The sequence below is a fragment of the Paramagnetospirillum kuznetsovii genome, assembly GCF_003284725.1.
Taxonomy (GTDB): Bacteria; Pseudomonadota; Alphaproteobacteria; order Rhodospirillales; family Magnetospirillaceae; genus Phaeospirillum; species Phaeospirillum kuznetsovii.
This window is the reverse complement of record NZ_PGTO01000009.1, coordinates 87,676-108,320: the sequence shown is the minus strand read 5'-3', so window position 1 is coordinate 108,320 and position 20,645 is coordinate 87,676. Positions and strand designations below refer to the sequence as shown.

At 64.4% G+C, this 20,645-nt stretch carries 20 protein-coding genes; 15 read left to right on the top strand and 5 right to left on the bottom strand.

Annotated features, from left to right (window positions below; genetic code table 11):
• Positions 1-59 precede the first annotated feature (59 nt).
• The 7 genes from CU669_RS12815 to CU669_RS12785 all read left to right on the top strand — a co-directional run bounded on the left by CU669_RS12815 (position 60) and on the right by CU669_RS12785 (position 8,911).
• Entirely contained in the window at positions 60-1,298 is a 1,239-nt protein-coding gene (locus CU669_RS12815; RefSeq protein WP_112145276.1) for an MFS transporter, read from the top strand.
• A complete protein-coding gene (locus tag CU669_RS12810; RefSeq protein ID WP_112145274.1) occupies positions 1,295-2,002 on the top strand; it encodes an energy transducer TonB in 708 nt (235 codons plus the stop codon). Before CU669_RS12815 ends, CU669_RS12810 begins: the two co-directional genes overlap by 4 nt.
• Before the next feature lie 88 nt (positions 2,003-2,090).
• Positions 2,091-3,128, top strand: a complete 1,038-nt coding sequence (argC, locus tag CU669_RS12805; protein WP_112145382.1) for an N-acetyl-gamma-glutamyl-phosphate reductase — start codon at positions 2,091-2,093, stop codon at positions 3,126-3,128.
• A 10-nt stretch (positions 3,129-3,138) separates the two neighbouring features.
• The gene (locus tag CU669_RS12800; RefSeq protein WP_112145272.1) at positions 3,139-3,666 is read left to right on the top strand and encodes a gamma carbonic anhydrase family protein; all 528 of its coding nucleotides are present in this window, start codon (positions 3,139-3,141) and stop codon (positions 3,664-3,666) included.
• 132 nt (positions 3,667-3,798) lie between these two features.
• The gene (locus CU669_RS12795; protein ID WP_239988703.1) at positions 3,799-5,361 is read left to right on the top strand and encodes a hypothetical protein; all 1,563 of its coding nucleotides are present in this window, start codon (positions 3,799-3,801) and stop codon (positions 5,359-5,361) included.
• Positions 5,358-6,782, top strand: a complete 1,425-nt coding sequence (locus CU669_RS12790; protein WP_239988702.1) for a hypothetical protein — start codon at positions 5,358-5,360, stop codon at positions 6,780-6,782. The genes CU669_RS12795 and CU669_RS12790 overlap by 4 nt, the downstream gene beginning before the upstream one ends.
• On the top strand, positions 6,779-8,911 hold the full coding sequence (locus CU669_RS12785) for an AsmA family protein (protein ID WP_112145267.1): 2,133 nt from the start codon (positions 6,779-6,781) through the stop codon (positions 8,909-8,911). Before CU669_RS12790 ends, CU669_RS12785 begins: the two co-directional genes overlap by 4 nt.
• Before the next feature lie 196 nt (positions 8,912-9,107).
• On the opposite strand, the gene CU669_RS12780 is transcribed toward CU669_RS12785, so the two are convergent.
• The 3 genes from CU669_RS12780 to CU669_RS12770 form a co-directional block, all read right to left on the bottom strand.
• On the bottom strand, positions 9,108-9,881 hold the full coding sequence (locus tag CU669_RS12780) for a hypothetical protein (RefSeq protein WP_112145266.1): 774 nt from the start codon (positions 9,879-9,881) through the stop codon (positions 9,108-9,110).
• A gap of 97 nt (positions 9,882-9,978) precedes the next feature.
• Positions 9,979-10,674 (bottom strand): alpha/beta fold hydrolase, encoded by a 696-nt coding sequence (locus CU669_RS12775; RefSeq protein ID WP_112145264.1) that lies wholly within the window; start codon positions 10,672-10,674, stop codon positions 9,979-9,981.
• Between the two features lie 14 nt (positions 10,675-10,688).
• Positions 10,689-11,231 (bottom strand): hydrolase, encoded by a 543-nt coding sequence (locus CU669_RS12770; protein ID WP_112145263.1) that lies wholly within the window; start codon positions 11,229-11,231, stop codon positions 10,689-10,691.
• Positions 11,232-11,359: 128 nt separating this feature from the next.
• Between CU669_RS12770 and CU669_RS12765 the strand changes: the two genes are divergently transcribed.
• Together CU669_RS12765 and CU669_RS12760 are read left to right on the top strand one after the other, a co-directional pair.
• Positions 11,360-13,060, top strand: a complete 1,701-nt coding sequence (locus CU669_RS12765) for a DEAD/DEAH box helicase (protein ID WP_112145261.1) — start codon at positions 11,360-11,362, stop codon at positions 13,058-13,060.
• Positions 13,061-13,063: 3 nt separating this feature from the next.
• On the top strand, positions 13,064-13,303 hold the full coding sequence (locus tag CU669_RS12760; RefSeq protein WP_112145259.1) for an Lrp/AsnC ligand binding domain-containing protein: 240 nt from the start codon (positions 13,064-13,066) through the stop codon (positions 13,301-13,303).
• Between the two features lie 33 nt (positions 13,304-13,336).
• On the opposite strand, the gene CU669_RS21140 is transcribed toward CU669_RS12760, so the two are convergent.
• Both CU669_RS21140 and CU669_RS12755 read right to left on the bottom strand, forming a co-directional pair.
• Complete coding sequence (locus CU669_RS21140) at positions 13,337-13,702, bottom strand: hypothetical protein (RefSeq protein WP_146747736.1); 366 nt, start codon at positions 13,700-13,702, stop codon at positions 13,337-13,339.
• A gap of 42 nt (positions 13,703-13,744) precedes the next feature.
• Positions 13,745-14,551 carry a hypothetical protein gene (locus tag CU669_RS12755; protein WP_112145257.1) on the bottom strand — a complete coding sequence of 269 codons (807 nt, stop codon included), beginning with the start codon at positions 14,549-14,551 and terminating at the stop codon, positions 13,745-13,747.
• 278 nt (positions 14,552-14,829) lie between these two features.
• On the opposite strand from CU669_RS12755, the gene tkt reads away from it, so the two are divergent.
• The 6 genes from tkt to CU669_RS12725 all read left to right on the top strand — a co-directional run bounded on the left by tkt (position 14,830) and on the right by CU669_RS12725 (position 20,548).
• Positions 14,830-16,839: a transketolase gene (gene tkt / locus CU669_RS12750; RefSeq protein ID WP_275667815.1), complete on the top strand. Its 2,010-nt coding sequence runs from the start codon at positions 14,830-14,832 to the stop codon at positions 16,837-16,839.
• A gap of 40 nt (positions 16,840-16,879) precedes the next feature.
• Complete coding sequence (gene fba, locus CU669_RS12745) at positions 16,880-17,944, top strand: class II fructose-bisphosphate aldolase (RefSeq protein WP_112145254.1); 1,065 nt, start codon at positions 16,880-16,882, stop codon at positions 17,942-17,944.
• A 121-nt stretch (positions 17,945-18,065) separates the two neighbouring features.
• Complete coding sequence (gene rpe, locus CU669_RS12740; RefSeq protein ID WP_112145252.1) at positions 18,066-18,722, top strand: ribulose-phosphate 3-epimerase; 657 nt, start codon at positions 18,066-18,068, stop codon at positions 18,720-18,722.
• Between the two features lie 10 nt (positions 18,723-18,732).
• Positions 18,733-19,014 carry a hypothetical protein gene (locus CU669_RS12735; RefSeq protein ID WP_112145251.1) on the top strand — a complete coding sequence of 94 codons (282 nt, stop codon included), beginning with the start codon at positions 18,733-18,735 and terminating at the stop codon, positions 19,012-19,014.
• Positions 19,011-19,484: a PIN domain-containing protein gene (locus tag CU669_RS12730; protein WP_112145249.1), complete on the top strand. Its 474-nt coding sequence runs from the start codon at positions 19,011-19,013 to the stop codon at positions 19,482-19,484. The genes CU669_RS12735 and CU669_RS12730 overlap by 4 nt, the downstream gene beginning before the upstream one ends.
• A 29-nt stretch (positions 19,485-19,513) precedes the next feature.
• Entirely contained in the window at positions 19,514-20,548 is a 1,035-nt protein-coding gene (locus CU669_RS12725) for a zinc transporter ZntB (protein WP_112145246.1), read from the top strand.
• The last annotated feature ends 97 nt before the right edge of the window (positions 20,549-20,645 follow it).

The window sequence follows — 20,645 nt, the reverse complement described above, 5'->3', positions numbered from 1 at the left end:
ATTGACGGCAGCGCGAGGGTGGGAAATGGTGTGTCCGTTAACTCCAAGATGGGAATCCCATGGACGCCGACAAGGAATCAAGCACCGCGACATTGATGCTGCGGGTCACGCTGCCCTTCGCGGCGGGCTATTTCCTGTCCTATCTCTATCGCACCGTGAATGCCGTCCTGGCGCCGGAAATCGGGCGCACCATCGCGCTTGACGCCTCGGATATCGGCCTGATGACCGGCGTCTATTTCATCACCTTCGCCGCCGCCCAGTTGCCGCTTGGACTCCTGCTGGACCGGTTCGGTCCTCGGAGGGTGGAAGCCATTCTGCTGATCTTCGCCGCCGCCGGAGCCTTGGCCTTTTCCCTGGCCGATGGCGTGCCGACGCTGGTGGTTGGGCGCGCCCTGGTGGGATTTGGCGTGTCGTCTTGTCTGATGGCGGCGTTGAAGGCCAATGTTCAGTTCTTTCCATCGGCCCGACTGCCCCTGATGAACGGAGTCATCCTGGGGTCGGGCGGCCTGGGCGCGGTGGCCGCGACCGTGCCGGTTCAAATGGCCCTGACCCTGACCGACTGGCGCGGCGTCTATGCCGGTGTCGCCGTTCTGACCGTCATGGCGGCAGGGTCGATCTGGCTGGTGGTGCCTGAACGGTCCTCGTCCGCCGCCCCATCGAGCCTGGGCATGCAAATCGCCGACATTTTGCAAATCTTTCGTCATGCGGGATTTTGGCGGGTGGCCCCGGCCTCCATGCTGTCCATGGGCAGTTTCATGGCCATTCAGGGCCTGTGGGCGGGACCATGGTTGCGCGACATCTGCGGCATGTCGCCGAGCCAAAGCGCCCAAGGCTTGACGGTCATGGCGGCCGCGATGGCGCTGGGGTATCTGTCGGTCGGCGCCATGGCCGATTGGTTCGAGCGCCGGGGCGTGCCTCCCATCACCCTTGGCGCGGCGGGAATGAGCATCCATGGGCTGGCCCTGGCCGCCATGGCCTTGGGATGGAGCGGCGCCCCGCTCGCCCTGGCGGCTCTCTACGGCTTCACCGGCGCCTCCAGTTCCATCAACTACGCCGTCCTCACCCGGCGCTTTCCCATCCAGGTTTCGGGCCGCGTCAATACCAGCCTTAATCTGCTGATGTTCCTGGTCGCCTTCTCGACCCAATGGGGGCTCGGATTCATCTTGGGCCTGTGGGACAAGGTGGACGGCCGTTGGCCGCCCCAGGCCTGGACGGTGGCGTTTGGCATCCCCGTGGCAGGCACTGTGATTGCCTTGCTCTGGCTGTTTCCCGCCTGCCGACGCGATGAGCGCCCATGAGGGAATGGGGTCGGGAAAGCAGTCTGAACTGGGGACTCGCCCTTTCGCTGCTGCTGCATGTGCTATTCTGGGCGGCCAGCCAGATCGAGTCCCTTCCCGATCTCAGCATCCATCTGCCCGAACCAGCCATGGAGGTCGATTTGGTTCGGGAAGAGCCAAAGCCTCCTCCTCCTCCCCCTCCCCCTCCTCCGCCCCAGGAACCGCCGAAGCCGCCACCGTCCAAGGTGGAGCCGCCCGCCCGCGACCCGGTTCCGGTGCCGCAACTGCGCCCCGGCAAGCTGGCGGAAAAGGCGGCGGCCCCCAAGCAGGCCGCGCCGTCTCCCGGCGTCAGCTTCGAGAAGGCGCCGCCGCCCACCGTCGCCGTGGGCGAGATGACCCAGACCGCCCAGGACATGGTGCTGGCCCAGGTGTTGAAGATGTGGAACTTCGACACCGAACCGGCCAAGGGAACCAACTTCACCATCTCCATGTCGGTGATCGTCAACAAGGACGGCACCCTGGCCGACGCCCTGCACAAGAACGCGCCGTGGAATCCCCAACTGGCCATTCGCGGCTATGATCGGATCAATGACGGCTACGTCAAACGCGCCATGGAATCCATGTTGCTTGCCCTGAGGCTGGCGCAGCCCCTGGCCTTGCCGCCCGACGACGGCAAGGGCTGGCCCCGGCGCATGGTGATCCGCTTCCGCCCCGGCGATCTTTGATCCAGCGACCTTTGATCGGGTTGTCGCCGCCGGTCACGGCTGCTATCGTCCGCAGCCCATCCATCGGCGCATCATGGAGGCCGTCGCCATGAAGGACATCAAGGTCGCAATACTCGGAGCCAGCGGTTACACCGGGGCCGAGCTGGTGCGCCTGCTGGCGCTGCACCCCGCCCTGACCATCAAGGCCATGACCGGCGACCGCAAGGCGGGCCAGCCCATGGCAGGCGTGTTCCCCCATCTCGCCTCGCTGAGCCTGCCCGACCTCGTCGCCATCGATCAGGTGGACTTCAAGACGGTGGACGCGGTGTTCTGCTGCCTGCCCCACGGCACCACCCAAGAGGTGATCGCGGCGCTGCCCGGCAATGTGCGGATCGTCGATCTGTCGGCGGATTTCCGGCTGTTCGACGTGGATACCTACGCCCAGTGGTACGGCCACGAGCACCGGGCGCCCGCCTTGCAGAAGGAGGCGGTCTACGGCCTGACCGAGATCGCGCGCGACAAGATCGCCAAGGCGCGGCTGGTGGCCAATCCCGGCTGCTATCCCACCTCGGTGCAGTTGCCGCTGATCCCGCTGCTGGAACAGGGGCTGATCGCTGCCGAGGACATCGTCATCGACGCCAAATCCGGCGTCTCGGGCGCCGGCCGCTCGGCCAAGGAAGCCAATCTGTTCACCGAGGTGGCCGAGGGCATCCATCCCTACGGCATCGCCAGCCATCGCCATGCCCCCGAGATCGAGCAGGGATTGAGCGAGGCCGTGGGCAAGCCGGTGATGGTGACCTTCACCCCCCATCTGATGCCCATGAGCCGGGGCATGCTGTCGACCATCTATGCCAAGACCAAGGGAGCCGACGCCAACGCCTTGCGCGCCACCCTGGCCGAACGGTTCAAGGGCGAGCACTTCGTCAAGGTGCTGCCCGAGGGCGTGGTCCCCGCCACCCGCCATGTGCGGGGCTCCAACTTCTGCCTGATCAACGTGTTCGACGACCGCATCAAGGGCCGGGTGATCATCACCTGCGTCATCGACAATCTGGTCAAGGGTGCCTCGGGTCAGGCGCTGCAGAACATGAACCTGATGTTCGGGCTTCCCGAAACGCTGGGGCTGGAACAACAGCCCATGTTCCCATGAGGACGTGAGAATGAGCGGTCATATCCTGCCCTTCCAGGGGGTTCGCCCCACCATCGCCGCCGATGTCTTCGTCGCGCCCACCGCCACGGTGATCGGCGACGTGGTGATCGGCGCCGACACCAATGTATGGTTCAACTGCGTCATCCGCGGCGACGTCCACGAAATCCGCATCGGCGAGCGCACCAACATCCAGGACGGCACCATCATCCATGTGACCGGCGGCAAGCTGGGCACGTATATCGGGTCCGACATCACCATCGGCCATGGCGCCATCCTGCACGCCTGCACCCTGGAAGACTGCTGCTTCATCGGCATGGGCGCCGTCATCCTGGACGGCGCCGTGGTGGAAACCGGCGCCATGGTGGCGGCCGGCGCCGTGGTCACGCCGGGAAAGCGAGTCAAGGCAGGCGAGCTGTGGGGCGGCAATCCGGCCAAGCTGCTGCGGCAATTGTCCGAGGCCGACCAAGCCTATTTCCCGGTCTCCGCGGTCAACTATGTGGCGCTGGCCAAGCGCTACATGGATGAGGCAAACGGCTGATCCCCTTGTCGGTTCGCCTGGGCTGACATATCCTGGCGCGAAGCATTCGACGGAGGAACAATGAAAAGGAAGCGGCCAAAGGACAGTCTTCTATCAAGACTGGCAAGGCCGTTTTCGGCGTTGAGCCGACTGGTGGGGAATCGTGCCCCCCAGGAGAATGCCGTCCAATCCTCCGCCGAGCAGGCGTCCGACGCCATCGTGGACGACAATTTCACCCTCGCACTCGAAGCCATGCTCTCCGAGGACGAGGCGCGGTTCCAGACCAAGCTTCAAGTGATCTCGCTGGTGGAATTCCGCGAAGCGGTGGGCAGCAAATGGCATCGCCTGTCGGAAAAGGTCATGATGATCGCCGAGGGCGTCATCAACCTGCATATCGGCCACGGCAATGTTTACGGCCGCCGAGGCCAGGATTTATTCGTCCTGCTCTTCCGCAATGTTCCGGACGCGGAAGGCCGCCGCAGGGCGGTCCTGATCGCCCAGGAATTGGGAACCCGTTTGGTGGGCGCGCAATTCGTCGGCAACGAGCGGCCACTGGCGTTGGCGGCGGAGCTCACCATCGAGGTTGCCCTTGCCCCGCACGGCGTCCTGAATCTTGATGCCATTCACGACGCAATCGGTGAAGTCCGCGCCATCATGGCGCCCGTCACCGACAGGGCGGGCTATCGCCCCCATCTGACCACGGCCGTGGAGGCGGACGCCCCCATTCGTCATTCCATGCTGCCGACCCCGCTGCCGGAGCAGCAGGATCTGCGGGCTCATCTCCATTCCACCAAGCTATCGGCCAGGGATTTCACGCCACGCCGCTCCATGCTTCCGGGAAGCTCCTTGACGGAAAAAAGCGCCCCCCAGATGGTCGCCGCCCCCAGTTGGACGGCGGTGGAGATCTCGGGGGGCAAGCCGTCTGGCCCTCGTCCCGGCGTTGACGCGGCGCCGCCCATGCCGGGAGACGCGGCGCTCTCCTTGGCGTGGCGCCCCACGTGGCTGGCCGCCGATGAAACCATCGGCGCCTATAAGGCCCATGTCCAACGGGTCGATCAACCGGGAGAGACCCCGTGGGAGGGATGCCGGGCCTATCCCAGCGGTGGCGGCGAAGCGGCACTGGCCCTGGACCGCTTCACCATCGGCGCGGCCGTGCGCGAGCTGCGTTCGCCCGATGCCTCCAGGTCGGCGGCCAAGGCCATCTTGCCCATCCACTGGTCATCGGTCACCTCGCCCCAGCGCATGTCGGTGCTGTCTCCCCTGGCGGATCTTTCCGAGGATGTTCGCGCCAACCGCCTGATCATCGACCTGTTCGGAACACCGGATGGCGTGGTCGATGCCCAATTGTCGGCGGCCTTGCAATCCCTGCGGCCCCTGTGCCGCGAGGTCAGCCTGAGGGTGCGGCTGTCCATGCCCCAGGCGGGGCGTGCCGCCCTGTGCGGCATCCGTACCATCGGCGTCGATTTGGCGGAACTGACCGAGGACGAACGGACCGACGACGCCAATCTGCTTCAATCCCTGCGCCGATTGCGACAAGACGCCGGAGCCGCCGGACTATCCGTCTATGCCTGGGGCATCCGCCGCCGCACCGTGGTCGCAGGCGTCGTCGGCGGTGATTTCGCCATGATCAGCGGACCGGGACTGATGAAGGACTTGCCGCGTCCGGCAAAGATTCTTCCCGCCCCCAAGTCACGCATCGCGGGACCGGTACCGTGAGCGAGCCCCGGCACCCGCCCGCAATTCCCGCCGTGGTCTCTTCCCTGGCGATCATGGTCATCATCCTGGGCTCCCTGGGCTGGGCGGTGCTGCACATGGCTTGGGCCCAGGACGTCACTTCCGTGGCACTGCTGCTCTATATCGCCGTGGAAGCAAGACGCACCCCGCGCGGCGGACAGGCCATGCTGCTCGCTTGCGGCGCGGCGACCATCGCCGCCTTCCTCTGGCTTGTCGACCCCATCGGCGTTCTCCGCCATGCCCTGGGTGAAGCTTCATTCCTGGCCGGTCTGTTCACGTCCCTGGGAATGCTGCGTGATTCGGCGCAAACCTCGGGCCTGGTGCGCCGCTGCGGCGAGGAAATGGTGCGCCAACCGCCGGGGCGCCGTTATGCCGTGTTGTGCCTGGGCAGCCACGTCATTTCCCTGGCCCTGAATTTCGGGGTTCTGCCGCTGCTGGGGACCATGGTGATGCACGGCAACACCCTGGACGCGGCACAGGGCGATCCCAAGGTTCAGGACATCCGCAAGCGCCGCATGATGACCGCCGTTCTTCGCGGCTTCGCCATGATGACGGTCTGGTCGCCGCTGTCGGTTTCCTTCACGGTGACCGAGGGGGCCATTCACGGATTGCCGTGGTGGCGTTTGCTGTCGCTCCAACTGATTCTTGCCTTGGTGCTGATGGCGGTCGGCTGGCTGCTGGACCGCTTCGCCGTACCGGCGGGCATGCGGCGCCCGGCCGGAGAGGTCGCGGACAGCGACTGGAAGCCGATCCTGCACCTGTCCCTCTTCATCTGCGTCATCGTCGCCTCGGCGGTGGCGGTATCGCAAGTCTTGTCGGTGCGCATGGTCATCGGCACCATGCTCGTGGTTCCCATGGCCGCGTTGCTTTGGTCGCTGGCCCAGCCCGACCGCATCACGGCGGCGTCGCTGGTTCGATCCGGCACCGGGTTCGTCTCCCGCCTCGGCGTCAGCCTGCCCAATTTCCGCTACGAAGTCGCCATGTTGAGCGGCGCCATGTTCTTCGGCACCGTCGCCGCCGGTTTCATATCGCCCGCCGCCACGGCCGAGGCCATCGCCAGACTGCCGTTGCCGCCCATCCTGATGGTCATCGCCATGGCATGGTCGGTGATGATCCTGGCGCAATTGGGGATCTCGCAGATCATCACCGTCAGCCTGTTCGGCAGCGCCCTCGGCAATCTCGCCCAGTTCGGCGTTCACCCCTTGGTGGCGGCAAGCGGTTTGATGGGGGCCTGGGGTCTGTCGGCCTGCTCCACCCTGGTCGGTGCCGCCGTGATGTCGGTCGCCCGCACGGCCGAGGTCTCGGTGGGAACCGTGGCGCGTGACTGGAATGGCCGCTTCGTCGTCGCCGGGGCCATCACCCTGGCGGTGTGGATGGTCGCGCTTTCCCTGGTGCTGCGATGAATGCGCGCAAGACCGCACTCGCCGCCACCGCCGTCCTGGCGGGACTTCTCGTCCTGGTCCTGGTGGTCCCCGCCATGCTGGACTGGAACCGGTTGCGGCCGGAAGCCGAGGCCGCCGCCTCGGCGGCGCTGCGGCGTCCGGTGCGCATCTCCGGCCCCATCGCGGTGCGTTTGCTGCCGACACCGACCGCCACCTTGTCCGGTTTGAGCGTCGGCGATGCCGGAGCGGAACGCCTTTCCGTCAGTCTGCGGCTGCTGCCGCTGCTGTCGGGGCAACGCCAGATCGACGAATTGACCCTTGCGGGCGGCAGGCTGGGGCCACTGAAAGCGGTGGAAGCCCGCATCACCCCCGAGGGCGCCATCCAGGCGCGGGGAAAGACGGCACTGTCGCCACTGGGCGAGGCCGACACGACGTTCGACGGCCAGATCGCCGAGGGCAAGGTGACTGGCCTGCTGCGGCTGGCCCTGGCGCGGGCAAGCGCCCAAGGACAGCTAAGCCTGTCGGCGGATGAGTTGGCCATTCCCGATCTCGTCGTCACCCTGGGCCAGTCCACCGCCAATATCGCTCTGGTGGCCGGTTTGGGAACGCAGCCGGTTCAGATCGACATCACCGCCAAGGGCGGCGTTCTGGACCTGGACAGCCTGACGGCCCCGCCCCAAAGCCAAACCGCCGCGCCGACCGTCACGGCCGCCGCTCCGCCTCCCCCACCAACCCAACAGCAGCCCGAGCCGACTGCCGCGCCTGCCGGACGGTTTTCCCTGCCCGGCAACCTCACCCTCAATCTGGACGCCGCCGTCGACGGCTTGCGCTGGAATGGACTGACGCTGGGACAAACGCAGATGAGTGCCCTGCTCGACCAGGGCATCGTGACCCTCGGCCATGCCACCACCCACTGGGCGGAGACAGGCGAGATCAGCCTGTCCGGCACCCTGGCGAGCAGGGACGATCGCCTTGTCCTGGCGCCGCTGGCGCTGACGACACCCGCGTTCCGCGCCACCGGCGAATTGAGCATCGCACCCACCGCGCCGGTCTCGGTCTCGCTGAAGCTGTCGTCGCAGGGGATGGAAGCCGGATACGATGGCACCCTGTCCAACGGCACCGTCAGTTTACGCGCCGCCAGCTTCGCCCAGGCCGCGAATCGGCTGACCGGCCACCAGCCGCGCGGCGGCGGCCCCTTGGCGGTTACCACACGGCTGCGCCTGGATGCGACCCAGGCGGTGTTCGATCAGCTTCAGGCCCGCCTGGGTGAAACCCTGGTGACCGGCACCGGAAGGCTGGATCTGGTCGGCCGCGTCCTGACAGCCGATCTCGCCAGCCCCGCCGTGGCCGTCGCTCCCTTCCTCGGTACCGACACCAAGCCGGGGGCAATCCAATCCTGGCGGCTGGACGAGGTCGCCGCCCGTGTGGTCGCCACCGGCTCGACCCTATCGGTGGAGCGGCTGAACGGCCGTATGCTGGGCGGCGCCCTGGCCGCCGCCGCCAAGGCCAATGCCGCCGGAATCGCCGTCACCGCCACCCTCAAGGGCGCCGATATCGGCGGCATGGGACTGGGCGCCGGAGGGGTCAAGGCCACCAGGGGTCGCCTGGACGCCCAAACCCGTCTGGCGGCGCGCGGCACCACTCAGGCGCAATGGCAGGCCAGCCTGACGGGCGACGGCAGGCTGGACGTCAGCGATGGGCTGGTGGAAGGCTTCGACCTCGCCGCCATGGACGCCCAGATGCGCAAGCTGGACAATATCGGCAGTCTGCTGGGGCTGGTTCAGGCCGGATTGTCGGGCGGAACCTCCAGTTTCTCGACCCTCGGGGCCAGTTTCAAGGCCGATCGCGGCGTGGTGACCAGCAACGACATCACCTTGGTGGCCGAGGGCGGCGGCGCCGATGGAACCGCCGTGGTCGATCTTCCCAAGGACATGATCGACGCCCGCCTCGCCTTCCGCCTCGCCACGCCGGGCTCGCCGCCGCTGGGACTGCGACTGCAAGGCCGCCTGGCGTCGCCCAACAAGATCATCGACGTCAACGCCTTGCAGCGCTACGTGGTCGAACGGGGATTGGGCAAGGCCATCAAGGGGAAAAGCGGCGGACTGATCGAGAGCCTGCTTGGCATCAAGCGGCACGACAAGAAAGAATAACCGCTAGGTCGGATCGACATTCAGGGAATTCCGCTGATTTCGGACCAGAATGCGTCCAAGACAGAAAATCGAGCCACAGATGAACACAGATAAGCACAGATGAATTGAGAAACTATCTTATCTGTGTCCCGCGCAGCGGGTATCTGTGTGCATCTGTGGCCCACTTCCCATCTATCCGCCAGAATGTCGATTGGCCCTAGACCGCGCACATGGACAGATTGACCAGGAAGCCACCGATCAGATGATGGGGATCGGCGCCGAATTCCTTGCGGAAGGCGGCATCGTCCTTGGGCGGCAGATCGACCAGCGGGTCGAACAGGGCGTGGAAGAACAGGCAGAACTCGCGCTCGCCGAACACCAGCGGCTCCTCGCTGGGATCGTGGTCGCGGGTGATGAAGGCGTTGGAGGCGACGCTGACGGTGGTCGGCCGATACTGCATCAGCTTGATGAACCAGTCCTTGCGCAGGTCATAGCGTTTGAACGATCCGGAAATCTGCACCAAGGTATGCCACAGCACGATCTTGGCCTCGGGATCGTCGTAGAAGGCATCCCACGAGAAATGATCGCCCAGATCGTCCCGCAGGGCGCCGACGATCTCCTTGCATTTCTCGCCGTAGACGTCGGCCTCCTCGCCCAGCACCAGATGCAGGAACGAGAAGATATTGGTGACCAGGGTCCGGTCCAGGGACTCGTCCTGGAACAGCGGGCTCAAGGGATGCAGCATCAGCCGTCCAAAGGCATTGGAGCGCCGCTGCTCGCGCTTCTCGCTCTCGACGATCTCCATCATCTCGCGGTAGGAGCGGTGATAGAAGTCGTCGAAGCCGACCGAGACCTTCAATCCCGCCACCACGTTTTCCAGCATGGCGCGACTGACCGGCTGGCCCTGCCCGGCCTGCTCCACCGCCTGGACCAGGGCGTCAAGGACCACATTAGTGGTCTTGCGCAGATGCAGCGGACCTCTGGCACCCATGGGACAAGACCTTTCAGCCGTTCAAGGACGGCAGGTTATCGCTCACTCATTGAATATAGAATTAACGGAGTTGGTTTTCCAGACGGTGCCGACGCGCTCATTCTTCCAACCATCGCAGCAATGCCCCGGTCACCGCATCGGGATTTTCCAAGGGCGCCAGATGGCCGCTGTCGGGAATGGAAACCAGGGTGGAGCCGGGAATCAACGCGGCCATCTCCTGGTGGCGATCCAGCGGTGTCAGGGCATCCTCGGCGCCGCACAGCAGCAGGGTCGGGCACCGGACCGAAGCCAGGGACTCCCGCGAATCCGGCCGTCCCATGATGGCGGTCTGCTGGCGGACGAAGGCGTCCCTCCCCACCGTGCGGGCCATATCCTTGGCCAAGGTGGTGATCGCCGCATCGGCCAGCGATTTGGCGCATAGCAGATTGGGCAGCATGGTGGGCATGATCTTGTCGAAGCCGCCCGCCTTGGCGATACCGATGGCGTCCAGGCGCCGCTGGGTCTGATCCGGCAGATCGGGGCGCGCGGTGGTGTCGAGCAAGGCGAGGCGCTCCACCCGTTCCGGCGAGCGGCGCATGATCTCCATGCAGGCATAACCGCCCATGGACAACCCCGCCAGACAGAAGCGGCGCGGCGCCACCGCCAGAACCCGCTCGGCCATGGCGCTCAGACTGTCATCCTGGGTGAGATCGGCGAACAGAACCTCGCGCCCCGCCGACAGGGTCCGGGCCTGATGCCGCCACAGGCGGCTGTCGTTGAGCAGGCCCGGCAACAAGATAAGGGTGGTGGTCATGGCAGGCTCCGCGATTACTTTATCAGCGCCGACAAATCCTTGAACTCCGGCGTTCCCGCCCGGTGCAGCCATTCGAAGATCACCATCTCCACCGTGGCGATCTGAACGCCGTTGGCGCCGAGCCGGTTCATGGCGTAGTGCCAGTTGGCCTCGGTACGCGATGCGCAGGCATCGGCCACCACCACCACGTCGAAGCCCAGTTCCTTGAACCCCAGGGCGCTTTGCAGCACGCAGACATGGGATTCGATCCCGGCGATGACCATTTGCTGGCGGCCGAACGACTGGGCGCGCTGGCGCAGGGCGGCATCGGCGGCGCAGGAGAAATGCAGCTTCTCCATGACCGCGCCGTCGGGGGCGAGGTCCAACAATTCGCCGACCGTCCGCCCCAGTCCCTTGGGATACTGCTCGCTGACGATGAGGGGAATTCCCAGCCGTTCCGCCGCCCGCATCAACAGTCCGCAGCCGCGATAGACCCGTCTGGGCTCCGACATCACCGGCGCCAATCCCATCTGCACATCGACGATGAGAAGGCTGGAGGCTTCCGCCTGGATCAACATGGATGTCTCCTCGAATTCGACAATAAAACTGTAACAGGGTCGGCAAATGCACGCACGCACGGTCTCGCGGTCCCTTTCAGCCGTTCCGAGTTGACTTAGGCGCACGAATCCCTATTATCCGGCCGCACATGACATCCCAAAACGAACATGGCCGTTCAGACGGCCCGGACAGCACTTCGACCACCTTCGAAGATCTAGGCCTCGGCCCGGAGCTATTGCAGGCGCTCGCCGAATCAGGCTACCGACACCCCACCCCCATCCAGGCACAGGCCATTCCGGTCGTCCTGATGGGCCGCGACGTTCTCGGCTGCGCCCAGACGGGCACAGGCAAGACCGCGTCCTTCACCCTGCCCATGATCGAGATCCTGGCGGCCGGACGCGCCAAGGCGCGCATGCCCCGCTCGCTCATCTTGGCGCCGACCCGAGAACTGGCCGCCCAGGTGGCGGACAATTTCGACAAATACGGCAAGTATCACCCGCTGAAGAAGGCCCTGATCATCGGCGGTGAGTCCATGAATGATCAGGTCGCCCTGCTGGATCGCGGCGTCGACGTGCTGATCGCCACGCCGGGACGCCTGCTCGACATGTTCGAGCGCGGCCGCATCCTGCTCAACGACGTCAAGGTGCTGGTCATCGACGAGGCCGACCGCATGCTCGACATGGGCTTCATTCCCGATGTGGAGCGTATCGTCGGCCTGCTGCCCAAGATTCGCCAGACCCTGTTCTTCTCCGCCACGCTGGGGCCGGAAATCCGCCGCCTCGCCGATGCCTTCCTGATGAACCCAAAGGAAATCTCGGTCTCCCAGGGCGGCGATACCGCCGCCACCGTGGTCCAGGCCATGGCGGTGGTCGAGGAAATCGACAAGCGCGAGACGCTGCGCCACCTCATCCGCATCGAGGAAGTGAAGAACGCCTTCATCTTCTGCAATCGCAAGCGCGACGTGGACGTGCTGTTCCGCAGCCTGAAGAAGCACGGCTTCGACGTGGTCCAGTTGCATGGCGACATGGCGCAAAGCGCCCGCAGCGAGACGCTCGACAAGTTCAAGAAGGGCGAAGCCCGCCTGATGGTCTGCTCCGACGTCGCCGCCCGCGGCATCGACATCTCGGCGGTCAGCCACGTCTTCAACTTCGACGTTCCCATCCATGCCGAGGATTATATCCACCGCATCGGCCGCACCGGCCGCGCCGGCATGGCCGGGCATGCCTTCACCATCGCCACGCCCGACGACGGCAAATTCGTGGTCGCCATCGAGAAGTTGATCGGCAATCCGGTGCCCCGCATCGAGGTCGAGGGCGTTCCCGCCCTTGAACTGGACATGTCGGCCCGCCGTGGGCGTGGTGGACGTGGCGCCGCTTCCGGCGGACGCGGCGAGCGTCCCGCCCGCGATGGCGGCGAAAAGCGCGAGCGCAAGCCGCGCCAAGCCGCCCCGACGGAGGAGGCACCGGCCGAAGTCGCCACCGCGACCGAAACCCCTGCGCCCGAAGCGCCCAGGCGCGCTGAACGCGGCCGTGGTCGTGGCCGCGATCGCGACGAGGCGAGAGGCGAATCCCGCCCCGTCGAATCTCGTCCCGCCGAATCTCGCCGAGACGAGCCCCGCCGCGACGAGCCCCGCAACGAAGATCGCAATCGCGGTCGTGGGCGCGACGAGCGCCCTGGTCGTCGCCGTGGCCGTGTCGATGAACTGGGCATCGGTGAAATGCTGCATGCCGATGGCGTCATCGGGTTTGGCGATCATCCGCCGGACTTCATCCTGGCCGCCGTCCCGCTGCCGGCCAAGCTAGCCCGTGGCAGTGACGCCGAGCTTGATCTGGCCGACACCGAGGACTGAGCCATGCAGACCATCTTCGTCATGGTGAAATGCGAGCTGGGCCGTTCGTATCAGGTCGCCGACGAAGCGGTGGACATCGAACAGGTATCCGAAGTCCATTCCATTTCCGGCCAATACGACCTGATGCTGAAATGCTATCTGGACGGCGACGTCGATATCGGCCAGTTCGTGGTCGATCACATCCAGTTGCTGCCCGGCGTGAAGGACACCTTCACCCTGATCGCCTTCAAGGCGTTTTCCTAAAGCCGGATGGTTTGAGGGCGGCGGCCTTCGTGATCACGCCAGCAGCGACACCGTCGAACCGGACGAATACCCGGAACGCGACTGGGAGTTTGCCGCAGTGCTTGGCCCGTTGCTTGACCCGGTCGATTGCGCTTCGGTCGCGCCCCGATCCTGAGTCTTGCCGTAAAGGAGGGCGGCGCGGCTTGGTGACTGGCTGATCTGCTCGCCGGTCGTTGTATTGCGCCAGACCTCGATCAACGCCCCTGTCAGCGCATCCTGCCTGAATACCGGACTGGAGTAGTACACCTCGGTGGCGGTGGATGTCGTCGTATTGGACGCGGACGCGCTCTCCCGCGACGACGACAGCGATGTGGTTGTCGAAGAAAAAACATCCGATCTGGAGACGCCGACGATATCCATGGAACGCGCCGTTCCTGTGCTTGGTGGTATAAGGCCGTCGCGTCAGGCGAACAGATTGACGACACTACCGACCGAAGCCGAATTGAGGCTGCCCGAACCGCTGTAATTGATCGCCAATGCAGCCGACTGATTGGCCAGCGCTTTCGCCACCGAATCCGACACCGATCCAGCGGCCGGAGCAGTGCTTGAATTGGCGCGAATCTTGTCGAACGCGGCGATCCCGGCGTTAACCGGGGCAGGTGTTCCGGTCACGCCATCGGCGGTTTGCAGGCGAAACACCGAAAGCTCGGCTTTGCCGGTGGCCTTCGCGATCGCGGCGGTCGCCTGACGCAGCGAAGCGTCGTCCGTGATCTTGAGATCGGCCAGCCCCAAGGCCTTGCTGCCGGAATCCTGACCGGCGATGTTGATCTTGCCGCCAGTTTCCGACACGACGGTGACGCCGCCCGGATTCTTTTCCAGCAGATTGGTGTCGCCGACCTTGGCCTTGGCGACCAGCTTGTCCACCTCTACCGCCACGGCGGCGATCTTGGCGTTAAGCTCCTTGGTCTGAGCCTCGGTCAGGCTGGCACCGGACTTGGTGGCGTCCGCGATCTCGGCTCGCAAGTCGCTCAACTTGGCGAATATCTGGGTGGAACTATCCAGGGCCTTGCTGACGGCGGCAGCCCCGTCCTTGCCGTTAACGACAGTAGCCTTCGACGCCTGCGCCGAGCTGGCCGCGACCTTATCGGTGCTCTCCTTGAACGCCTTGGCGCTGAGTTCGTCGCGCTGCCTGATCCGCTCGGCGTCCTGCGCCTGATTTGCGGCTTGGTTAGCGGCGAACTTCGCTTCGAAACTGACAATCTCGACCATAGTCAGATACCCCATTCGACATAGTGTTAATTTAACCCTAATCCATCACTTTGTAAATGACTCCCCACCGCTACCCTGCCCCACCCCATCCGGGTGGGGACACCCCCATCCACAAGATTTCGCAATCACCTCCCCCAGGGTGTTCCTTCGCTTGACCCGGACCGCCAGTATCGGCGAAAAACAGGTCGGCTTCGGGAGGCTGTCGTCGTTGAGATGTTTTCCTCATCGGTGCACCACCCAAACGCCGCCCAAATGGCTGAACACCACTGCTTTGCCCGCTGCTTCGTCCCACAAGCCCTAAGGACCACTCGATGACCGCTCAGGCCACCCACGCCGAAATGGCGAATGCCATCCGCTTCCTGTCCATGGACGCCATCGAGAAGGCCAAGTCGGGCCATCCCGGCATGCCCATGGGCATGGCCGACGTGGCCACCGTGCTGTTTTCCCGCTTCCTGAAATTCGACGCCAAGGCGCCAAAATGGGCCGATCGCGACCGCTTCGTGCTGTCGGCCGGTCACGGCTCCATGCTGCTGTATTCCCTGGGCTATCTGGCCGGGTTCGAGGATCTGGACATCGAGCAGATCAAGAATTTCCGCCAGATGGGCTATCGCACCGCCGGTCACCCGGAATTCGGCCATGTCGCCATCGCCGACACCACCACCGGCCCGCTGGGCCAGGGCATCACCAACGCCGTGGGCTTCGCCCTGGCCGAGAAGATGCAGGCGGCGCGCTACGGCAAGGAGGTGGTCGACCACTACACCTATGTCATCGCCGGTGACGGCTGCCTGATGGAGGGCATCAGCCAGGAGGCCATCTCCATGGCCGGTCACTGGGGGCTGGAAAAGCTGATCGTACTGTGGGACGATAACCATATCTGCATCGACGGCGACACCGCCGTCTCGGTGTCCGACGACCAGTTGGCCCGCTTCCAGGCCTCCAACTGGAATGTCTGCCGGGTCGACGGCCACGACGCCGAAGCCGTCGCCGCCGCCATCACCGCCGCCCGCAAATCCCCCCGCCCCAGCCTGATCGCCTGCAAGACCGTCATCGGCTATGGCGCCCCCACCAAGGCGGGCAGCGAGAAGACCCACGGCGCCCCGCTGGGCGCCGAGGAAATCGCTGGCGCGCGGGCCAAGCTGAACTGGCCCCATGCGCCGTTCGAGATTCCCGCCCATGTGCTGAATGCCTGGCGCGAAGCCGGGTCTCGTGGCGGCGCCGAGCGCGCTGCCTGGCAGTCGCGTCTGGCCGCCCATCCCGCCAAGGCGGAATTCGAGCGCACCAATGCAGGCAAGCTGCCGGAATCCTGGAAACAGACGGTTTCCGACTTCAAGAAGAAGGTCGCGGCCGAGGCTCCCAAATGGGCCACCCGCAAATCCAGCCAGGAAGTGCTGGAGGCCCTGACCGCCGCCATTCCGGAAATGATCGGTGGTTCGGCCGACCTGACCCATTCCAACCTGACCATCACCAAATCCACCAAGTCTGTGACGCCCTCGGACTTCTCGGGCCGCTATATCCATTACGGCGTGCGCGAGCACGGCATGGCCGCCGTGATGAACGGCCTCGCCCTGCATGGCGGCTTCATCCCCTATGGCGGCACCTTCCTGATCTTCGCCAATTACCTGTGGCCTGCGCTGCGCATGAGCGCCATGATGGATCAGCGGGTGATCTATGTGCTGACCCACGATTCCATCGGTCTCGGCGAGGACGGCCCCACCCACCAGCCCATCGAGACCGTCGCGGCATTGCGCGCCACCCCCAATGTCCTGGTGTTCCGTCCCTGCGATCCGGTGGAGACCATGGAGGCCTACGAGGCCGCCTTGGAAAACACCACCGGCCCGTCGGTCATGGCCCTGTCGCGCCAGAATCTGCCGACGCTGCGCACCAGCCATACCGAAGACAACCTGACCGCGCGCGGCGCCTATGTGCTGGCCGAAGCAAAGGGCAAGCGACAGGTCACCCTGCTGGCCACCGGCTCCGAGGTCAGCCTTGCCATGGACGCCCAGAAGCTGCTGGCCGACAAGGGAATCAACGCCGCCGTGATCTCCATGCCGTGCTGGGAGCTATTCGAGCGTCAACCAAAGGAGTATCGTGCTGCCGTACTGGGTGAAGGCACCGTCCGCGTCGCCGTCGAGGCGCTGGGGATCTTCGGCTGGGAGCGCTGGGTCGGCGATAATGGAGCCATTATCGGCATGACCGGGTTCGGCGCTTCCGCCCCCGCCGAAAAACTGTACGAGCATTTCGGCATCACCGCGAGTGCGGTGGCCGACGCGGCCATGGCGCGCCTCTAAGACGCCCCGCCCGCGAAAACGCCAGGAAGGAGTGATATAGATGCCTCTCGTTTCGATGCGCCAGCTTCTCGACCACGCGGCCGAGAACAGCTACGGCATCCCCGCGTTCAACGTGAACAACATGGAGCAGGTCAAGGCCATCATGGAGGCCGCCTCGGCCTGTGATGCCCCGGTCATTCTCCAGGCCTCGGCCGGTGCCCGCAAATATGCCGGCGAAGCCTTCCTGCGCCACCTCATCCTGGCCGCCATCGAGTCCTATCCCAATATCCCGGTCTGCATGCACCAAGATCACGGCACCTCGCCCGCCATCAATGTGCGCGCCATCCAGTCGGGTTTCTCCTCGGTCATGATGGACGGCTCGCTCAGGGAAGACGGCAAGACCCCGGCCAGCTGGGACTACAATGTGGACGTCACCAAGCGGGTGGTCGACATCGCCCATGCCTGCGGTGTCTCGGTGGAGGGCGAACTGGGCTGTCTCGGCTCGCTGGAAAGCGGCATGGCCGGCGAGGAAGACGGCGTCGGCGCCGAAGGCAAGCTGGACCATTCCCAGCTGCTGACCGACCCCAACGAGGCCGCCGAATTCGTCAAGCTGACCCAGGTGGATGCCCTGGCCATCGCCATCGGCACCAGCCACGGCGCCTACAAGTTCACCCGTCCGCCGACGGGCGAAGTGCTGGCCATCAAGCGCATCAAGGAAATCCACGCCCGCATCCCCAACACGCACCTTGTCATGCATGGTTCCAGTTCGGTGCCGCAGGACTGGCTGAAGATCATCAACGACCACGGCGGCGACCTGGGCAAGACCTATGGCGTGCCGGTCGAGGAAATCGTCGAGGGCATCAAGCACGGCGTGCGCAAGATCAATATCGACACCGATCTGCGCATGGCGTCCACCGGCTCCATCCGCAAGTTCTTCAAGGACGAGCCCAAGAAGTTCGACCCCCGCGACTATCTGAAGCTGACCATCAAGGGCATGAGCGACATCTGCAAGGCCCGCTACGAAGCCTTCGGCACCGCCGGCAAGGCCTCGAAGATCAAGGTGGTCAACCTTGAGGATATGAGCAACCGCTACGCCAAGGGCGAATTGGCCCCCAAGGTGCAGTAGCAGGTCACCCCACCCCTACCCCTCCCCATCAAGGGGAGGGGGGACTGAAACCCGCCCTTCCGTCCTAGCCCCTCCCCATCAAAGGGAGGGGTTGGGGTGGGGGACAGCGAAAGAGCCGTCCATGACCGTCAAGATCGCCCCTTCCATCCTGTCCGCCGATTTCGCCCGTCTGGGCGAGGAAGTCAAAGCCATCGACGACGCCGGATGCGACTGGGTCCATATCGACGTCATGGACGGCCATTTCGTTCCCAACCTGACCTTCGGCCCCGCCATCATCAAGGCGGTGCGCCCCTACACCACCAAGGTCTTCGACGTCCATCTGATGATCGATCCGGCCCAGCCCTATATCGAGGACTATGCCAAGGCGGGCGCCGACATCATCGTGGTCCATGCCGAGGCCGACAAGCATCTGGACCGTTCGCTCCAGCTGATTCGCTCGCTGGGCAAGAAGGCGGGGGTGTCCCTTAATCCGGCGACGCCGGAAAGCGTCATCGAATACGTGATGGACAAGCTCGACCTCGTCCTGGTGATGAGCGTCAATCCCGGCTTCGGCGGCCAGAGCTTCATCGAGGCGCAGTTGGACAAGATCGCCCGCATCAAGACCATGATCGGCCGCCGCCCCATCGACCTGGAAGTGGACGGCGGCGTCACCGCCGACAACGCCCACAAGGTGATCGCGGCGGGCGCCAATGTTCTGGTGGCGGGCTCCGCCGTCTTCAAGACCAATGATTATGCTGCTAATATCGCAGCCATTCGGGGATCGAAGGCGGCGGCATAAGGAGGCTGTCATGGACGTCAAGCAGGCTGTTTCGACGGCAAAGAGCTATGTGGCCGAGATTTTTTCAGGGGAAGGCATCACCGCCCCGACTCTGGAAGAGATAGAATTCGATGAGTCGCATAACGCCTGGAGTGTGACCGTTGGTTTTTTTCGTCATGACGACAAGCCCGTATCCGCATTCGAAGCAATGGAACGGACTCTGAGGCTTCCCTCCCGCAAGGACTATAAGGTCGTCAGCATATCGGATCAGACCGGCGAGCCCCTATCCATCAAGAACAGACTCACGGAATGACCGGTTCGCGGGCTTTGATCCTTGATTCAAACCTGCTCCTGCTCTACGTCGTCGGCGCGACCTCCCGCTCATACATCAACAAGCACAAACGCCTTCGGGCATACTCACCCGAGGCGTTCGATCTGCTTTGCGAGTTCATCAAAGCGGCATCATCAGTCATGTTGACACCAAACACCCTGACGGAAACATCGAACCTCATCGACCATATTGGCGAGCCTGCCCGATCCCGCATATGGGCTTTTTTCCGCCAGTTGCTCTCGGCCCGAGACGAAATGTATCTTGCAAGTCGGATGGCCGCCGAACGCGATGAATTTGTCAGGCTGGGATTGACAGACTCCATACTGCTCTGCTTGGCATCAACTTCGAATATTCTCCTGACCGTCGATGCGGCCCTTTATGAGGCTGCCGCCAGAAGCGGTTACAAGGTTGAAAACTTCAACCATCATCGTGAGCGCCTTAATATCCTGTGATGGCCGTTTTAGTTCAGAGGGGAAACGCCATGGTCGCCGACCGGGAACTTCAAGCGGGAATCGAAACCGGACTGCGGTTCGCCATGCTGATGACGGCGGACGGCTGTTTCCTGGACCTCACCTGGACCGAAATCAAGAAGTGGAAGCCCGCCGACGGCTTCTTGTGGGTCCATCTGGAACGCGACGATCCGACGGCCCAGGCCTGGGTGCGCGACCATTCCGGCATCGACCCCTTGGTGGGGCTTGCGCTGCTGGCCGAGGAATCGCGACCACGGGTGCAAGATGTCGGCGACAACCTTCTGGTGGTGCTGCGCGGCGTCAACAAGCAAAAGCCCGAGGAAGACGGCAGCATCGACACCGAACTGGTCCCCATTCATATCTGGATGGAGGCTGGGCGCTGCGTCTCGCTGCGCGACAAGACCCATAATCTGAGCGCCCTGCGCGACCTTCGCCTGTCCATGATGAACGGCAAGGGACCGCGCACCGCCGCCGGGCTGATGGCCCGCATCGCCGAGAAGGTCACCGATCACCTGGGCGATCTGGTGGAAGACCTGGAGGACGAGCTCACCGAACTGGAAGACCGAATCGGCGCCAATGAGGGCGGCGCCAGCATGCGCGCCGACATCGCCGAAAGCCGCCGCCATGTGGTCCAGTTCCGCCGCTATCTGGCCCCCCAGCGCGATGCCCTTTATCGCCTGCGTCACGACGACGCCTCGTGGCTGGATCAGGCGGCCAAGGAACATCTGCGCGAGGTCAACGACCGTCTGGTGCGCCATCTGGAAGACCTGGACGAAATCCGCCAGCGGGCCACCATCTTGCAGGAAGAGCAGGCGGCCATGGTGGCGGAACAGGGCAACCGCAACACCTTCGTCTTGTCCATCGTCACCGTGCTGATGCTGCCCATGACCTTCATCACCGGCTTCTTCGGCATGAATACCGGTGCCCTTCCCTTCGGCCTGGAAAATCCGAACGGCACCCTGATCGCGGGCGCCATCATCGGCGTCGTCGGGCTGATAACGGCGGTATTGCTGCGTTACGGACTGTTCGGCGGGCACAAGCGCTGACGCTGTCACAAAAGCTTCATGATTCTGTCGCGGAGGTGTAACCGAGCGCCGTTATGGTGCCCGAGTGAAAACTCGCTTTTCCGACACTTCGCACGCT

What these genes read in the sequence shown, in the direction of transcription:
- CU669_RS12815 (WP_112145276.1), top strand. Translation starts at nt 60, where the DNA reads ATGGACGCCGACAAGGAATCAAGCACCGCGACATTGATGCTGCGGGTC.
- CU669_RS12810 (WP_112145274.1), top strand. Translation starts at nt 1,295, where the DNA reads ATGAGGGAATGGGGTCGGGAAAGCAGTCTGAACTGGGGACTCGCCCTT.
- argC (WP_112145382.1), top strand. Translation starts at nt 2,091, where the DNA reads ATGAAGGACATCAAGGTCGCAATACTCGGAGCCAGCGGTTACACCGGG.
- CU669_RS12800 (WP_112145272.1), top strand. Translation starts at nt 3,139, where the DNA reads ATGAGCGGTCATATCCTGCCCTTCCAGGGGGTTCGCCCCACCATCGCC.
- CU669_RS12785 (WP_112145267.1), top strand. Translation starts at nt 6,779, where the DNA reads ATGAATGCGCGCAAGACCGCACTCGCCGCCACCGCCGTCCTGGCGGGA.
- CU669_RS12780 (WP_112145266.1), bottom strand. Translation starts at nt 9,881, where the DNA reads ATGGGTGCCAGAGGTCCGCTGCATCTGCGCAAGACCACTAATGTGGTC.
- CU669_RS12775 (WP_112145264.1), bottom strand. Translation starts at nt 10,674, where the DNA reads ATGACCACCACCCTTATCTTGTTGCCGGGCCTGCTCAACGACAGCCGC.
- CU669_RS12770 (WP_112145263.1), bottom strand. Translation starts at nt 11,231, where the DNA reads ATGTTGATCCAGGCGGAAGCCTCCAGCCTTCTCATCGTCGATGTGCAG.
- CU669_RS12765 (WP_112145261.1), top strand. Translation starts at nt 11,360, where the DNA reads ATGACATCCCAAAACGAACATGGCCGTTCAGACGGCCCGGACAGCACT.
- CU669_RS12760 (WP_112145259.1), top strand. Translation starts at nt 13,064, where the DNA reads ATGCAGACCATCTTCGTCATGGTGAAATGCGAGCTGGGCCGTTCGTAT.
- CU669_RS21140 (WP_146747736.1), bottom strand. Translation starts at nt 13,702, where the DNA reads ATGGATATCGTCGGCGTCTCCAGATCGGATGTTTTTTCTTCGACAACC.
- CU669_RS12755 (WP_112145257.1), bottom strand. Translation starts at nt 14,551, where the DNA reads ATGGTCGAGATTGTCAGTTTCGAAGCGAAGTTCGCCGCTAACCAAGCC.
- fba (WP_112145254.1), top strand. Translation starts at nt 16,880, where the DNA reads ATGCCTCTCGTTTCGATGCGCCAGCTTCTCGACCACGCGGCCGAGAAC.
- rpe (WP_112145252.1), top strand. Translation starts at nt 18,066, where the DNA reads ATGACCGTCAAGATCGCCCCTTCCATCCTGTCCGCCGATTTCGCCCGT.
- CU669_RS12735 (WP_112145251.1), top strand. Translation starts at nt 18,733, where the DNA reads ATGGACGTCAAGCAGGCTGTTTCGACGGCAAAGAGCTATGTGGCCGAG.
- CU669_RS12730 (WP_112145249.1), top strand. Translation starts at nt 19,011, where the DNA reads ATGACCGGTTCGCGGGCTTTGATCCTTGATTCAAACCTGCTCCTGCTC.
- CU669_RS12725 (WP_112145246.1), top strand. Translation starts at nt 19,514, where the DNA reads ATGGTCGCCGACCGGGAACTTCAAGCGGGAATCGAAACCGGACTGCGG.